Source organism: Streptomyces kanasensis (assembly GCF_043077165.1).
GTDB classification, from domain to species: Bacteria; Actinomycetota; Actinomycetes; order Streptomycetales; family Streptomycetaceae; genus Streptomyces; species Streptomyces changanensis.
Genome location: NZ_JBIBSF010000005.1, coordinates 410,113 through 425,029, shown reverse-complemented (window position 1 = coordinate 425,029; position 14,917 = coordinate 410,113). Strand labels below are relative to the sequence as shown.

The following is a 14,917-nucleotide window of genomic DNA, read 5'->3' as shown; positions in this document are numbered from 1 at the left end:
CGGGCCACACCCCCGACGTGGCGGGCGCGGGTGCCGCGCCCCGTCGCGGGGCGGGTACGCGAGGCCCCCGACCTGACCGGCCGGGCACGGGGCCCGAGGTCACGGGCGGGCGCCGCGGGCTCCGGCGCCCCGGGCAGCACGCACGCCCCACCGGCGTCACGGGCGGTGCCGCGCCCCGCCGGGTCGGGGGCACCCGACCGGGCCCCACCAACCGGCTCACGGGCCCGAGGTCGCGGGTGGGTGCCACGCCGCCCGACACGGGGCGGGCATCCGCACCCCGGCCCCACCGGCCCGAGGTCACAGGCGGGTGCCGCACCCCCGACACGGGACGGGCAAGCCCCGGTCCACCGACCGGCTCACGGCCCGAGGTCGCAGGCGGCGCCACACGCCCGACACGGGATGGGCCACCCCCCGTCCACCGGTCGGCTCACGGCCCCAGGCCGCAGGCGGATGCCACACGCCCGGCGCGGGAGGAGGGGCCCCGCCTTACGGGCGGGTGCCCGTCCGCTTCGGGGTCACGGGGTCACGATCCGTGCCCCCGGTGCCGGGGAGGTGGCCGTGCGGGCCGTGCGGCAGGTGCCGGAGGCGGTGAGCGCCGCGGCGACGGACCGGGCGGACTCGGCGTCCTTGACCAGGAACGCCGTCGTCGGCCCCGAGCCGGAGACGAGGGCGGCCAGCGCTCCGGCGTCCGTCCCGGCGGCGAGGGTGTCGGCCAGCGACGGGCGCAGGGAGAGCGCCGCCGGCTGGAGGTCGTTGGCGAGGGCGCCCGCGAGGGCGGAGGTGTCGCCGGTGCGCAGCGCGTCGAGGAGGGCGGGCGGGGCGGTGGGGGCCGGCGCTTCGGGGGTGAGCCGGTCGAACTCGGCGTAGACGGCCGGGGTCGACAGGCCGCCGTCGGCGACCGCGAACACCCAGTGGAAGTCCCCGCCGACGGGCAGTCCGGTGAGCCGCTCACCGCGGCCGGTCCCCAGCGCCGCCCCGCCCACCAGGGAGAACGGCACGTCGCTGCCGAGTTCGGCGCAGATGTCGAGGAGGTCGGCGTGGCTGGTCCGGGTCCCCCACAGGGCGTCGCAGGCGAGCAGGGCGCCCGCGCCGTCGGCGCTGCCGCCCGCCATGCCCCCGGCGACGGGGATGTCCTTGGCGATGTGGAGGTGGACGGCGGGCTCGATGCCGTGCCGGGCGGCGAGCAGCTCCGCCGCGCGGGCCGCGAGGTTCGTCCGGTCCAGGGGGACCCGGTCGGCGTCGGGGCCCTCGCAGGTGACGCGCAGCGACGGCGCGGGGGTGGCGGTCACCTCGTCGTACAGGGAGACGGCGAGGAAGACGTTGGCCAGGTCGTGGAAGCCGTCGGGGCGGGCGGGTCCGACCGCCAGCCGGACGTTGACCTTGGCCGGGACTCGTACGGTGACGCTCACGCTCGTGCCTCCGCGATGCGGGCGAACTCCTCGACGGTCAGGGACTCGCCGCGGGCCTGCGGGGAGACGCCCGCCGCGACGAGGGCGGCCTCCGCGGCGGCGGGCGAACCGGCCCAGCCCGCCAGCGCGGCCCGCAGGGTCTTGCGGCGCTGGGCGAACGCCGCGTCGACGACGGCGAACACCTCCCGCTTGGTGGCGGTGGTCCGCGGCGGGTCCCGGCGGACCAGGGACACCAGGCCGGAGTCGACGTTGGGGGCGGGCCAGAAGACGTTGCGGCCGATGGAGCCGGCGCGCTTCACGTCGGCGTACCAGTTGGCCTTGACGGAGGGCACGCCGTACACCTTGTTGCCGGGGCCCGCGGCGAGCCGGTCGGCGACCTCCGCCTGGACCATGACGAGGGTGCGCTCGATGGTCGGGAAGCGGTCGAGCATGTGCAGGAGCACCGGGACGGCGACGTTGTACGGGAGGTTCGCGACGAGCGCGGTGGGCGGCGGGCCGGGCAGCTCCGTGACGTCCATGGCGTCCGAGTGGACGAGGGAGAAGCGCGGCGCCCGCTCGGGCATGCGGGCGGTGACGGTCGCGGGCAGCGCCGCGGCGAGCGTGTCGTCGATCTCTACCGCGACGACGCGGTCGGCGGCCTCCAGCAGGGCGAGCGTGAGGGAGCCGAGGCCGGGGCCGACCTCCACCACCACGTCGTCGGGGCGTACCTCCGCGGTGCGGACGATGCGCCGGACGGTGTTGGCGTCGATGACGAAGTTCTGGCCGCGCTGCTTGGTGGGGCGTACGCCCAGCGCTGCGGCCAGTTCGCGGATGTCGGCGGGGCCGAGGAGGGCGTCGGGCTCAGTGGTGCTCACCGATACAGCCTACGGCCGCAGTGCGGCCACGGGCTCGCCCCCCGCTGCACGTAGAGCTTCTTCGCCCGGTATGTCTGCTCGGCGGCGGGGGCGTCCTGGGGGCGGCCGCTGCCGCCGAGCGCCCGCCAGGTGCCGGGGTCGAACTGGTAGAGCCCGCCGTAGGTGCCGGAGGCGTCGACCGCGTCGGGCCGGCCGCCGGACTCGCAGCGGGCGAGGGCGTCCCAGTCGAGGCCGTCGGCGCCGTCGACGGAGCGGGGCTTCGGGCGGGTGCCGACCCGCACGACCTGCGTGACGGGTTCCCGGACCAGCTCGGAGCCGGTCCTGCGGGGCGGCCGGGCGACGCCGTTGACGGAGCGGAGCGCGTAGGTGACGCGGCGCAGGCCCGGGCGGCCCTGGCGGGTGACGACCTCGGTGCCCGTGAAGAGGTGGGGGTCCTCGACGCGCCGGACGGCGAAGGGGACGAGCTGGTCGCGGGTCTCGCGGCCTTCGGTGATCCGCAGGACGGTGACGGTCTGCCCGTCGCGCGGGAAGGAGCCGGGCGGCACGGAGGTGGTGTCGTCGCCGTCGAGGGTGATGCCCGCCTGGTCGAGGGCGTCGGCGACGGTGGCGGCGTTGGTGCGGACGGTGCGTTCGCGCCCGTCGGCGAGGAAGGTCACGGTGCGTTCGGTGCGGACGTCCAGGGCGAGGCCCTCGCGGCCGATGGCGGAGGAGCGGGACGCGGAGAGGTGGGCGCCCTCGGCGCGGACGCCGAGCTCGCGCAGCGCCTCGTCGACGGTGCGGGCGGTGGTCCACAGGCGTCGGCTGCGGCCGTCGAGGGTGAGGTCGACGGGGCGGCCCCAGCGGACGATGACCTCGTCGCCGCTGGCCAGGGCGGCGTCAGGGGCGGGGGCGACGAGGTCGTGCTCGCCGACGGTGAGCCCCTCCTCGTCGAGGAGCTCCTCGACGTCGTCGGCGAAGGTGTGGAACGTGCGGGGCGTGCCGTCGACGCTGAGCCGGACCGCCTTGTCGTCGGCGACGAACGCGCTGGTGCCGCCGGCGAGCACGGCCACGACGAGGGCCCGCGGGACGAGCCGCCGCAGCCCGTCCCGGCCGCCGCGTGGTTCCGCCGCGCGGCGGCGGGCGGCACGGCCCCCGCCGGTCCGGGCGGTGGCGGCGTCGTCCCCGGGGGTGGGGGCCGGGAGGGCCGGGGCGGTGGCGCCTCCGGGGGCGGCCGGGGCCGGGGTGGACGGGTCGGCGGCGCGGCGGCCCCGGGTGGCGGCCCGGTGACTGCCCTGCGAGGTGTTCACGAGGCCGGGACCCTAGCGGAGGAACCGTCACTCTCCAAAGCAACTCGACCACACAGCGTCATCCCGCTACCCTGCGCGCTCCCCCGGCCCGCCCTGCTGGGGGGCGCCGGCACGACCGGTACGGCGGGACGGGACGGGGCCCCGTACGACCGCGTACGGCGGGCCGGAGGGACCGCCCCGTACGACCGCGTACGGCGGCACCTCGGCGGTGCGGCGGGACCGGTCCGCGCCCAGCGGCCCAGCGGCTCGGCGGCCCGCGTGGGCGGCGGTCAGTAGTCGAAGGCCCGGGCGGTGTTGGCGGCGAGCGCCGTCGCCATCTCCTCCTCGTCGATGCCCCGGACGGCGGCCATGGCGCGGACCGTGACCGGGATGAGGTACGGCGCGTTGGGCCGCCCGCGGTAGGGAGCCGGGGTCAGGAAGGGCGCGTCGGTCTCGACGAGGACGAGGTCGAGCGGGGCGACCGCGAGGGCGTCGCGCAGCGGCTGCGCGTTCTTGAAGGTGACGTTCCCGGCGAACGACATGAAGTAGCCGCGCTCGGCGCAGGTGCGGGCCATGTCGGCGTCGCCCGAGTAGCAGTGGAACACGGTCCGCTCGGGGGCGCCCTCCTCGGCGAGGACCCGCAGCACGTCGTCGTGGGCCTCGCGGTCGTGGATGACGAGGGCCTTGCCGTGCCGCTTGGCGATCTCGATGTGGGCGCGGAACGAGCGCTCCTGCGCCTCCTTGCCCTCCGGGCCGGTGCGGTAGTGGTCGAGACCGGTCTCGCCGACCGCCTTGACGTGCGCGAGCGCGGCGAGCCGGTCGATCTCGGCGAGGGCGTCGTCGAGCGCCGCGTCCCCGCCGCCCTCGCGCGCGCCCTGCCGGGACCACCCTCCCTCGGGGTCGCCGAGCACGATGCGGGGCGCCTCGTTGGGGTGGAGGGCGACGGCGGCGTGGACGTTCGGGTGGGCCGCGGCCGTCTCCGCCGCCCACCGGGAGCCCTTGACGTCGCAGCCCACCTGGACGACGGTCTCGACGCCGACGAGGGCGGCCTTGGTGAGGGCCTCCTCGACGGTGCCGTTCTGCATGTCCAGGTGGGTGTGCGCGTCGGCCACCGCCACGGGCAGGGGTTCGGGCAGCGGCGGCGGGGCGTCCTTGGCACTCATGCCCCGATCGTACGGAAGGCCCGGGCCGCCGCTCGCGGGGGAACCCCGGCCCTACTGCCGGTGGAAGGGGTGCAGCAGGTGCGCCAGCCGCCGGTGACGCGGCCCGCCCTCCGGCGCGCCCGCCTGACCGCCGCCCGACGCGTCCGTCGCGCCGGACGCGCCAGGAGTGCCCGGTGTGGCCGATGCGCCCGGCTTGCCCGCCGGGTCGACTCCGCCGGCGTCCGCGGGCGGTCCGGTGGAGGGGTCCGTCGCGGGCCGCCCCGCCGCCGTGACCCGCGGCAGCGGTCTCTCCTCCATCTCCTGCCCGAGCGGACCGGTCGTCGCCACCGGGATGGCCGCCCGCCGGGGCGCCACGCCGGGCACGCCCGGCCGGGTGGGCCGGGGCTCGCCGTGGTCGAGGACCGTGGAGATCCGCCCGGACCCCATGATGCGCACCACGTGCCGCCCGCAGTTGGGGCACGTGGGGTGGGAGAGCGGGGAGGGCACGCGCAGGCCCTCGCTGCGGTAGACGGCGACGTCATGGCCGGTGACGTCGGTGTGGTGCTCGATGTCGTACGCCTGCTCCCAGCCGTAGCCGCACCGCATGCACGCGAAGGCGTACGCCTCGTGACCGACCGGAGTACCGGGGGTATGGCTCATGCCGGCTCCTTTCCACCACACCAGTGGACGCCTTCACGGGCGGATCGGCACCTCGCCCGCGCGAGCGCGGGGCCCGGCGGAGCGCGGGGCGCGCACCGGCAGGTGAGGGGCCCCACCTCCCACGATAGTCCTCAGCCCGCCGCCGGGCCGCCCGCGCCGGCGTTCTTCGCGGCGACGACCGCGTCGAACACCTCCCGCTTCGGCAGCCCCGCCTCGGCAGCGACGGCCGCGATGGCCTCCTTGCGGCGCTCCCCGGCCTCCTCGCGGATCCGCACCCGGCGGACGAGCTCGGCCGGGTCGAGGTCGGCGGGTCCCGTTTCCGGGGCGCCCTCGACGACGACGGTGATCTCGCCGCGTACGCCCTCGGCGGCCCAGGCCGCCAGCTCGGCGAGGCCGCCGCGCCGGACCTCCTCGTAGGTCTTGGTGAGCTCGCGGCAGACCGCCGCCCGCCGGTCCGCGCCGAACACCTCGGCCATCGCGGCGAGCGTGTCGTCGAGCCGGTGCGGCGCCTCGAAGTAGACGAGGGTGCGCCGCTCGGCGGCGACCTCCCGGAGCCGGGCGAGGCGCTCGCCGGCCTTGCGGGGCGGGAAGCCCTCGAAGCAGAACCGGTCCACGGGCAGGCCGGACAGGGCGAGCGCGGTGAGCACGGCGGACGGGCCGGGGACGGCGGTGACCTTGATGTCCCGCTCGACGGCGGCGGCGACGAGCCGGTAGCCGGGGTCGGAGACGGACGGCATGCCCGCGTCGGTGACCAGCAGCACCCGGGACCCGCCCGTGAGCGCCTCGACCAGTTCGGGCGTGCGCGCGGCCTCGTTGCCCTCGAAGTACGACACGACCCGGCCGCGCACCTGCACGCCGAGCGCCTGGGTGAGGCGGCGCAGCCGGCGCGTGTCCTCGGCGGCGACGACGTCGGCGTCCGCGAGCTCGGCGGCGAGGCGGGGCGGGGCGTCGGCGATGTCGCCGATCGGGGTACCTGCGAGTACGAGCGTTCCAGTCACGGTGCCATCCTCGCAGCCCCGCGCCCGGCCCGGCCGGGCGAGTCGCACGGACGCGTTCCCTACGATGGCGCGGTGACCAGACTTGCGCCTGAGGCCCTGCACGGACAGGACGGACCCGGTGGGCGCGCCGCCGGGGAGCACGCGGGAGGGCCGACGCCCGCGTGGGAGCGACGCCTGCGCCGGTTCGGCCACGCGCCCCGCACGGGGCCGGGGCTGCGCGAGCGGCTGGTGCCGCCCTACACGCGCGCCTCGCCGCGGCTGTGGCACGGGCTCGGGCTGCCGCCGGGGGTGGTGGACGGGCTGCTCCGTCTCGCGCCGTGGGGCGGGCCGCTGCTGGTGGCGCTGGTCGCCGGGGTGCTGCGGTTCTGGAACCTGGGGTCGCCGCACGCGGTGATATTCGACGAGACGTACTACGCCAAGGACGCCTGGTCGCTGATCCACCGCGGGTACGAGGGCGCGTGGCCGAAGGACGTCGACGCGACCGTCCTGCAGGACCCGGGCGCCGTCGCCGTGCCGCTGAACGCCGGGTACGTGGTGCACCCGCCGATGGGCAAGTGGGTCATCGGGCTCGGCGAGTGGATGTTCGGTTTCGATCCGTTCGGCTGGCGGTTCATGGTCGCGGTGTGCGGCACGCTGTCGGTGCTGATGCTGTGCCGGATCGGCCGGCGGCTGTTCCGCTCGACGTTCCTCGGCTGCCTGGCGGGCGGACTGATGGCCGTCGACGGGCTGCACTTCGTGATGAGCCGCACGGCACTCCTCGACCAGGTGCTGATGTTCTTCGTGCTGGCGGCGTTCGGCTGCCTGCTGATCGACCGCGACCGGGCCCGGCGGCGGCTCGCGGAGGCCCTGCCGGTCGACGTGGACGGGGTGCTGCGGCCGGACGCCCGCGTGGCGGAGACGCTGCGGCTCGGCTGGCGGCCGTGGCGGCTGGCGGCCGGTGTGATGCTGGGCCTGGCGGCGGCGACGAAGTGGAACGGCCTGTACGTCATGGCCGCGTTCGGGCTGCTGACCGTGGCGTGGGACGTCGGCGCGCGGCGGGTGGCCGGGGCGCACCGCCCGTACCGGGCGGTGCTGACGCGGGACGTGCTGCCGGCGTTCGTGTCGGTGGTGCCGGTCGCGCTCGCCACGTACGTCGCGTCGTGGACGGGGTGGATCCTGTCGGACCGGGGCTACTACCGGAACTGGGCGACGACGGGCGAGGGGCGCGGCAGTTCGTGGTCGTGGCTCTTCCCGGAGTGGTGGCGCAGCCTGTGGCACTACGAGTCCGAGGTGTACACGTTCCACGTCAACCTGACGTCGGGCCACACGTACGAGTCGAACCCGTGGAGCTGGATCGTCCTGGGCCGCCCCGTGTCGTACTTCTACGAGTCCCCCGCGCCGGGCAAGGACGGCTGCCCCGTCGACGCGGCGGAGAAGTGCGCCCGCGAGGTGCTGGCGATCGGCACGCCGCTGCTGTGGTGGGCGGGCTGCCTGGCGGTCCTCTACGTGCTGTGGCGCTGGTTCCACCGCCGCGACTGGCGGGCCGGGGCCATCGTGTGCGGCATCGCGGCGGGGTGGGCGCCGTGGTTCTTCTACCAGGAGCGCACGATCTTCCTGTTCTACGCGGTGGTGTTCCTGCCCTTCCTGTGCCTGGCGGTCACGATGATGATCGGCGCGATGGTGGGCCCGGCGGCCGGGCCCCCGGGCGCGGACGGCGTCGCGGACCCGGACGGCCGGGCCGAGCGGCGGCGCACGGTGGGGGCGATCGGCGCGGGCGTGCTCGTCCTGCTCATCGTCTGGAACTTCATCTACTTCTGGCCCCTGTTCACCGGGGAGACGATCCCCATGGACGAGTGGCGGGCGCGGATGTGGCTGGATACGTGGGTGTGAGCGCTTCCGTTTGATTCCGTTCGGATAACAGGCGCCTGGCGGGGCGTCACCGCGACGTAGGGTCCCCCCAGGGGCTCCTTGAACGTGTTCAAGGAGAGTTGTCACCGGAGGGGGAGACCGCGGGATGCGGAGTGGAACGAAAGTGGCGATCGTCGGCGGCGTCTTCGTCGTCGCGGTCGGCGGCGTCGGGTACGGGGCGGTCAACGTCTGGAACGGGATGACCGGCGGGACGACCACCGCCACCTCCCCCGCCGGGACGCCGCGCAAGACCGGGCCGGTCACCGCCGAGGAGACCCGGGCGGCGGCGAAGGGCTTCCTCGCCGCGTGGGCGGCGGGGGACGACGCGAAGGCCGCCGGCTTCACCAACGACCCGGCGAGCGCGCAGACGGCTCTCTCCGTCTACCGCACCGCGACCCACGTCGGCGGCATGAAGGCCGTCGCGGGCACGCCGTCGGGGACGTCGGTGCCGTTCACGGTGAGCGCGGTCGTCTCCTACGACGGCGTCCGCGTCCCGTGGACGTACGCGTCGCAGCTGACCGTGGTGCGCGGGCTGACCACCGGCGAGCCGCGCGTCGACTGGCGGGCCGCCGTGATCCACCCGCAGCTCAAGGACGGCGAGTCGCTGAAGGTCACCGCCGCCGGGCCGCCCGCCGTCAAGGCCCTCGACCGCTCCGGCGCCGAGCTGACGGTGGAGCGCTACCCGTCGCTGGGGCCCGTCCTGGACGAGCTGCGCAAGCGGTACGGCACCGAGGCGGGTGGCACGCCCGGCGTCGAGCTGGTCGTCTCCGGCGAGGGCGACGCGGCGGACCGCACCCTCCTCACCCTGCGGAAGGGCAAGCCGGGCGAGGTCCGCACGACGCTGGACGCCGGGGTGCAGGCCGCGGCGGAGAAGGCGGTGAAGCGGTTCCCCGAGTCGTCGGTCGCCGCCGTCAGCGCCGGCACCGGGGAGGTACGGGCGGTCGCCAACAACCGCAAGGACGGCTGGAACGCCGCGTTCCTCGGCCGGCAGGCCCCCGGCTCCACCATGAAGATCGTCACCGCGGCGCTGCTGCTGGAGAAGGGCCTGGTGGGCGCCGACAAGCCCGCCGAGTGCCCGAAGGAGGCGATGTACCAGGGCCGCACCTTCCGCAACCTCGACGGCTTCTCCATCGAGGACGGGACGTTCACGCGCAGCTTCGCCCGCTCCTGCAACACGGCCTTCGTCAAGCTCATCGACGACGCCCGGGACGACGCCGCGCTGGGCAGGGAGGCCCGCGACGTCTTCGGCATCGGCCTCGAATGGCAGACGGGCGTACCGACCTTCGACGGCTCCGTCCCGGCGGAGACCGGCGGGGAGGCCGCCGCCCAGTACATCGGCCAGGGCACGGTCCAGATGAACGCCCTGAACATCGCCTCCGTCACGGCCACGGCGAAGGCCGGCACCTTCCGGCAGCCGGTCATCGTGCCGCGCTCCCTGGACGACCGCGAGATCGCCACCGCCGCCCGCTCCCTGGACGCCTCGGCCGCCCGGCAGCTGCGCGACATGATGCGCGCCACGGCCACCGGCGGCACCGCGGCCGCGGCGATGGCCGGGGTCGGCGGCGACAAGGGCGCCAAGACCGGCTCCGCGGAGGTCGCCGACCAGGGCGTCGCCAACAGCTGGTTCGCGGCCTTCGCCGACGACCTGGCGGCCGCCGCCGTGGTCCAGGCCGCCGGGCACGGCGGCGACGCGGCGGGCCCGCTCGTCGCGTCGGTCCTGAACGCCCGGTGACGGCCGGGCCCCCGGCCCCCGCACCGGCCGCCGGGACGCGGCGGCCGGGCGCCGTGAGGGGCCCCGCCGGGCGTCCGGCGGCGGGCATCCCGTACGCGGTGTCCCGGACCGTCCCGTGCGGGGAGCCCGCCCCTCGCCCGGTCCTTCGGCCCAGACGACGCACGCCGTCCGCCCCGCGCACGCCGTCCGCGCACGGGGGCGGGGGCCGCGCGGACGTGCGGGAGGACACCGCGTGACGCCGCTCGTCGCGGCGGCCGTCCTGCTCGCGGCGGTGGGGCACGCCGCCTGGAACGCCCTCGCCCACCACCTGCGCGACCAGCTGGTGACCTTCACCCTCATCTCCGGCGGAGGGGCGGTCATCGGCGCGGCCACGGCGCTCCTCGTCCCCTTCCCCGCGGCCGGCGCGTGGCCCTGGCTGCTGCTGTCGGCGGCCGTCCACGTCGCGTACATGGCCCTGCTCATGCGGTCGTTCACGCTCGGCGACTTCGGCCAGGTGTACCCGATCGCCCGCGGCACGGCGCCGCTGGTGGTGACGGGGCTGGCGGCGGTGTTCCTCCACGAGGTGCCGGACGGGCGGCGGCTGGTGGGGGTCGCCGTGGCCAGCGCGGGCCTGCTGGGCCTGGCCCTGTGGGGCGTGCGCCGCGCGGGCCGCCGCCCGCAGTGGGGGGCCCTGTTCGCGGCGGGCGGGACCGGCCTGACCATCGCCGTGTACTCGGTCGTGGACGGCGTCGGCGTCCGCGCCTCGGGCAGCCCGATCGGCTACGTCGCATGGCTGATGCTCGTCCAGGGCCCGGTCATCCCCGCGTACGCGCTGTACCGCCACCGCGGCGCGCTCGCCGGCCGGCTCCGGCCGCACCTGCGCCTCGGGCTGCTGGGCGCGGCCCTCTCCGTCGCCTCGTACGGCCTGGTGCTGTGGGCGCAGACGCGGGCGCCGCTGGCGCCGGTCGCGGCGTTGCGGGAGTCGTCCGTGATCGTGGGCGCGGTGATCGGCACGGTGGTGTTCAAGGAGCGCTTCGGCGCGCCACGCGTCGCCGCCGCGGGGCTGATGGCCGTGGGCATCGCCCTGATGCTGCACGGGGTGTGAGCGGCCCCACCCGGCTGCGGGGCACCGAAAACACCTCGAACTCCCCGGCGGTACGCGACTAGCCTCGCGGCCATGACCACCACCCCGACCCCCGCCCTCCGGACACTCCACGGCGTCCCGGTGTGGGTGTGCCCGGCACAGGGCGCCCCCGTCGCGACCGAGCAGGACGCCCTGGACCTGATCGGCGACGCCGGCTACCACGGCGCCCGGTGGGTCGTCGTCCCCGCCGAACGCTTCGACGAAAGGTTCTTCCACCTGCGTACGGGCGTCCTCGGCGACATCGTCGGCAAGTTCGCCAACTACCGCATGGGGCTCGTCGTCCTGGGCGACGTCTCCGCGCACACGGCGGCGAGCGACGCGCTGCGCGACTTCGTCCGCGAGTGCGACCGCGGCACGCAGACGTGGTTCGTCCCGGACCTCGACGCCCTGCGCGAGCGCCTCGCCGCCTGAACCGCCCGGCCGGTGCCGGGAGGGCGCCGTGGGCCGCCGCGTGGATCGCGCGGCGGCCCGACGGTCGCCGGTGACGGGCGCCGGTGCGCGCCGGTCGGAGCGGGGGCCGGTACCGCGCTCAGCCCGCGGCGGGCGCGCAGCGCGGGCAGCGGCAGGGCGGCCAGACGCCCGACATCAGCGGGGGCAGCCGGTCCGTGGCCCGGTAGGCGCGCGGCGCGGACCAGGTACGGCCCCCGTCCCGCGACACCCGCAGCGTGAGCAGCGGGGGCGCCCCCGCCTCCGCCCGGGCACCCACGGCGCGAACGCCCGGCACACCGGCCGGCTCGGGTACGGGCGGCAAGGGGCGGGCCGGCGTGCCCGGGGAGGTCGTCTTCCGCATGAAAGCGACGCTAGGCGGAGGACTTGAGCCGGGCCACGCGATGTTCTCGCATGTTCTCAGCACACGGGACGATGAGCGTCGATGGTCTCTTCTGTTCTGGGTGAACAGGTACCGTCCGGTGCCCCGCTTCCGGCACCCTGACGATCAGTCGCACCCACCGGAGGAGTCCTTCATGGCACGGCGCTTACGCTTCAACGGCACTGGTAGCGGGGAGGGCGGTTGCCCCAGCATCCACGAGGACCAGGACACCGGCGAGATCATCGTCCATGGCCCGCCCCTGACCGACCCCGAGAACATCGCCCAGCTGCGGCACCTGTCACCGGGAGAGGTGCCGATCGTCGTCCCCCGGGAACTGCTCGTGGACTTCGGACCCAAGGAAGTGACCCGCGTGCCCCGCATCATCGACCTCGAAGCGTTCGGCAAGCTCTTCGAGGTGTTCGAGCACACGGCCTGGCGACTGGAGACGCGGCGGCGGTTCGCGTCGGACGAGGCCACGGACACCTACGCCCAGTTCATCCGGGGAGAAGCACCGTCCTGGGACCTCAACAGTCGGTGGGCGAACACCATCCGGGAGAAGACCTCGGGTGGGGCCACGGTCGGCCGGGTGCGCGTGGTCGACCGGCCCCCGACGCCCGGGCAGCGCTACCTCCTCGCTCACGCGGAGAAGAACACGGCGATCGGGGAGGACATCCGCAACATGTGGCGGGACGAGGCCGACCGCCTCGACCTGCCCGCCGAGGATTTCTGGATCTTCGACTCCCGTCTGGTCGCGCTGCTCCGCTTCGACGATGACGACAACCTGGACGACGTGGAGCTGATCACCGAGCCGACGGAGGTCGTCCGCTACGCCCAACTCCGGGACCGGGCCTGGCACTACGCCGTACGGCGCGAGGCGTTCGCCGCGGAGGTCGCGGCGCTCGGCTAGGGGGTTACCGTGTACCGGTGAGCACCGACTTCCAGCAGGCGCGCAGGGCCCTCGGAGCGAGACTCAAGGAGCTGCGCGAGGCCGGTCCCCATGGTCGGCTCACCGGTACCGTCCTCGCGGGGCGGCTGGGCTGGCCCCACTCCAAGGTCTACAAACTGGAGAACGGCCGCCAGACCGCGTCGCCCGAGGACCTGCGTGCTTGGTGCGAGGCCGTCGGAGCACCCGACGCGCTGGAGGAGCTCCGCGCGCGGCTCAGCGGGCTTGAGTCCCACCAGCGGTCGTGGCGCCGGCAACTGGCCGCCGGGCACCGCCCCGTGCAGGAGGCTCACAACCAGGCCCACGCCGACGCCTCGGTACTGCGCGCGTGGGAGTCCTCGTGGGTCGTGGGAGTACTTCAGACACCCGACTACGCCCGGTCCGTCCTGTCCCGCTTCGCCGAACTCCACCGTTCGCAGCGGGACGTCGAGGAGGCGGTCCGCAGCCGCATGAAGCGGCAGGAGGGCCTGTACGACGCACGCAGGCGGTACCACGTCCTTCTCTGGGAAGGCGTCCTCCACGCCCGCATCTGCCCGCTGTCCGTCCTGGCGGCACAACTCGACCGACTCAGTGGTGTGATCGGGCTCGACACCGTGGAACTCGGCGTCGTCCCGTTCGGTGCCGCGCTGAAGATCCCGCCCGGTGTGGGGTTCTGGATCTACGACGACAGGCAGGTGGTCGTCGAGACGTGGCACGCCGAGCTGTGGCTGGACGACGAGGACAGCGTCCGGACGCACACACGGGTCTGGCGCACCCTGCGGGAGTCGGCGGTGTTCGGCGGCGAGGCACAGCGCGTCATCCACGAGGCCCGTCGGGCGCTGGACGTCCGCTGAGCCGGTCTCACGGAGCGCGCCCCCGCGATGCGTGGGCACGGGCGGGTGTGGCCGGGCCCTACCCGAGCGAGCGGCGTACCGCGCGGATCAGGGCCTGGGCGCGGGGATCGGCGGTGACGCCCTTGCGCATGCCGTTGGTGACGTAGCCCAGGGCGACGCCCGACTCCGGGTCGGCGAAGGCGAGGGAGCCGCCGCGGCCCGGGTGGCCGAAGGAGCCGGGGCCGAGCAGCGGGGACGCGGAGCCGTGCAGCATGTAGCCGAGGCCGAATCGGGTGCCGACCACCAGGACGCGGTCGGGGCCGGCGGACTCCTCGGTGCGGGCCACGGCGAGGGTCGCGGGGGCGAAGAGGCGGTGGCCGTCGACGGGGCCGATCAGGGAGGCGTAGAAGCGGGCGAGGGCGCGGGCCGTGGCGATGCCGCCGGAGCCGGGCAGGCCGGCGGCGCGGTACGCGGGGTCGTTCTCGTCGGGCGCGGGGTCGATGACGGCGAACGCGCGCCGGGTCAGGGACCGCTCGTCCCCGTACGCCTCGGCCACCGCCCGCTTCGGGCGCAGGACCAGGCCGCCGGTGGCGGACGCCGGGGGTTCGGCGAGCCGGCCGACGCGGCCGACGCGGTGCGCCTCGTCCTGCGGGAGGCCCAGCCACAGGTCGAGGCCGAGGGGGCGGGCCACCTCCTCGGCGACCCAGCGGCCGATGGGGCGGCCGGTGACGCGCCGTACGAGCGCCGCGAGGAGCCAGCTGTACGTGTGGGCGTGGTAGCCGTGGTCGGTGCCCGGCTCCCACGCGGGGGCCTGGGCGGCGACGGCGGCGGCGGCCCGTTCGAAGTCCCGGCCGACGTCCAGCGCGTCGGCGGGCGGCAGGGGCGCGTCGAGGACGGGGACGCCGGCGCGGTGCGCGAGGAGGTGGCGGACCAGCGTGCGTTCCTTGCCCGCCGCCTTGTACTCGGGCCAGTACGTGCCGACGGGCGCGTCCAGGTCGAGCTGGCCGCGCTGGTGCAGCAGCAGGGGGACGGCCGCGGCGACGCCCTTGGTGACCGAGCGGACGACCTGCGCGGTGTCGACCGCCCAGGGGGCCGTGCCGTCGACGTCCCGGGTGCCGGCCCACAGGTCGACGACCTTGCGGCCGTCGCGGTACACCGCGACGGCGGCCCCGCGCTCGCCCCGCTGGTCGAAGTTGCGCGTGAACGCGTCCCTCACCGGCTCGAAACCGGGGTCCACCGTGCCCTGGACGTCCACTGTTCAGCTCTCCCTCGGGGTCGGTCGCT

General features: G+C 75.8%; 14 protein-coding genes. 6 read left to right on the top strand and 8 right to left on the bottom strand.

Annotation, left to right across the window (positions count from 1 at the left end):
- Positions 1 to 515: 515 nt before the first annotated feature.
- The 6 genes from ACF053_RS15895 to rsmI form a co-directional block, all read right to left on the bottom strand.
- A complete protein-coding gene (locus ACF053_RS15895; protein ID WP_391954428.1) occupies positions 516 to 1,409 on the bottom strand; it encodes a 4-(cytidine 5'-diphospho)-2-C-methyl-D-erythritol kinase in 894 nt (297 codons plus the stop codon).
- Complete coding sequence (rsmA, locus tag ACF053_RS15890; protein ID WP_391954427.1) at positions 1,406 to 2,263, bottom strand: 16S rRNA (adenine(1518)-N(6)/adenine(1519)-N(6))-dimethyltransferase RsmA; 858 nt, start codon at positions 2,261 to 2,263, stop codon at positions 1,406 to 1,408. The genes ACF053_RS15895 and rsmA overlap by 4 nt, the downstream gene beginning before the upstream one ends.
- Positions 2,260 to 3,549 carry a ubiquitin-like domain-containing protein gene (locus ACF053_RS15885; protein WP_391954426.1) on the bottom strand — a complete coding sequence of 430 codons (1,290 nt, stop codon included), beginning with the start codon at positions 3,547 to 3,549 and terminating at the stop codon, positions 2,260 to 2,262. Before ACF053_RS15885 ends, rsmA begins: the two co-directional genes overlap by 4 nt.
- A 269-nt stretch (positions 3,550 to 3,818) precedes the next feature.
- A complete protein-coding gene (locus tag ACF053_RS15880; RefSeq protein WP_391954425.1) occupies positions 3,819 to 4,691 on the bottom strand; it encodes a TatD family hydrolase in 873 nt (290 codons plus the stop codon).
- A gap of 51 nt (positions 4,692 to 4,742) precedes the next feature.
- A complete protein-coding gene (locus ACF053_RS15875; protein ID WP_391954424.1) occupies positions 4,743 to 5,330 on the bottom strand; it encodes a hypothetical protein in 588 nt (195 codons plus the stop codon).
- Positions 5,331 to 5,461: 131 nt separating this feature from the next.
- Positions 5,462 to 6,328 carry a 16S rRNA (cytidine(1402)-2'-O)-methyltransferase gene (gene rsmI, locus ACF053_RS15870; protein WP_058943950.1) on the bottom strand — a complete coding sequence of 289 codons (867 nt, stop codon included), beginning with the start codon at positions 6,326 to 6,328 and terminating at the stop codon, positions 5,462 to 5,464.
- 72 nt (positions 6,329 to 6,400) lie between these two features.
- Here rsmI and ACF053_RS15865 point away from each other — a divergent pair, with 72 nt between their 5' ends.
- The 4 genes from ACF053_RS15865 (at position 6,401) to ACF053_RS15850 (ending at position 11,481) form a co-directional block, all read left to right on the top strand.
- The gene (locus tag ACF053_RS15865) at positions 6,401 to 8,197 is read left to right on the top strand and encodes a dolichyl-phosphate-mannose--protein mannosyltransferase (protein ID WP_391954423.1); all 1,797 of its coding nucleotides are present in this window, start codon (positions 6,401 to 6,403) and stop codon (positions 8,195 to 8,197) included.
- Positions 8,198 to 8,321: 124 nt separating this feature from the next.
- Complete coding sequence (locus ACF053_RS15860) at positions 8,322 to 9,947, top strand: penicillin-binding transpeptidase domain-containing protein (RefSeq protein WP_391954422.1); 1,626 nt, start codon at positions 8,322 to 8,324, stop codon at positions 9,945 to 9,947.
- Positions 9,948 to 10,179: 232 nt separating this feature from the next.
- Positions 10,180 to 11,031, top strand: coding sequence for an EamA family transporter (locus ACF053_RS15855; RefSeq protein WP_391954421.1), 852 nt, complete (start codon positions 10,180 to 10,182; stop codon positions 11,029 to 11,031).
- Between the two features lie 72 nt (positions 11,032 to 11,103).
- Positions 11,104 to 11,481, top strand: a complete 378-nt coding sequence (locus ACF053_RS15850; protein ID WP_391954420.1) for a DUF4180 domain-containing protein — start codon at positions 11,104 to 11,106, stop codon at positions 11,479 to 11,481.
- Positions 11,482 to 11,599: 118 nt separating this feature from the next.
- Here ACF053_RS15850 and ACF053_RS15845 read toward each other — a convergent pair whose 3' ends face one another.
- A complete protein-coding gene (locus ACF053_RS15845) occupies positions 11,600 to 11,860 on the bottom strand; it encodes a hypothetical protein (RefSeq protein ID WP_391954419.1) in 261 nt (86 codons plus the stop codon).
- Positions 11,861 to 12,032: 172 nt separating this feature from the next.
- Between ACF053_RS15845 and ACF053_RS15840 the strand changes: the two genes are divergently transcribed.
- Both ACF053_RS15840 and ACF053_RS15835 read left to right on the top strand, forming a co-directional pair.
- A complete protein-coding gene (locus tag ACF053_RS15840; RefSeq protein ID WP_391954418.1) occupies positions 12,033 to 12,785 on the top strand; it encodes a DUF6879 family protein in 753 nt (250 codons plus the stop codon).
- Between the two features lie 17 nt (positions 12,786 to 12,802).
- Complete coding sequence (locus ACF053_RS15835) at positions 12,803 to 13,654, top strand: helix-turn-helix domain-containing protein (RefSeq protein ID WP_391954417.1); 852 nt, start codon at positions 12,803 to 12,805, stop codon at positions 13,652 to 13,654.
- Positions 13,655 to 13,712: 58 nt separating this feature from the next.
- Here ACF053_RS15835 and ACF053_RS15830 read toward each other — a convergent pair whose 3' ends face one another.
- A complete protein-coding gene (locus tag ACF053_RS15830) occupies positions 13,713 to 14,888 on the bottom strand; it encodes a serine hydrolase domain-containing protein (RefSeq protein WP_391954416.1) in 1,176 nt (391 codons plus the stop codon).
- Positions 14,889 to 14,917 lie beyond the last annotated feature (29 nt).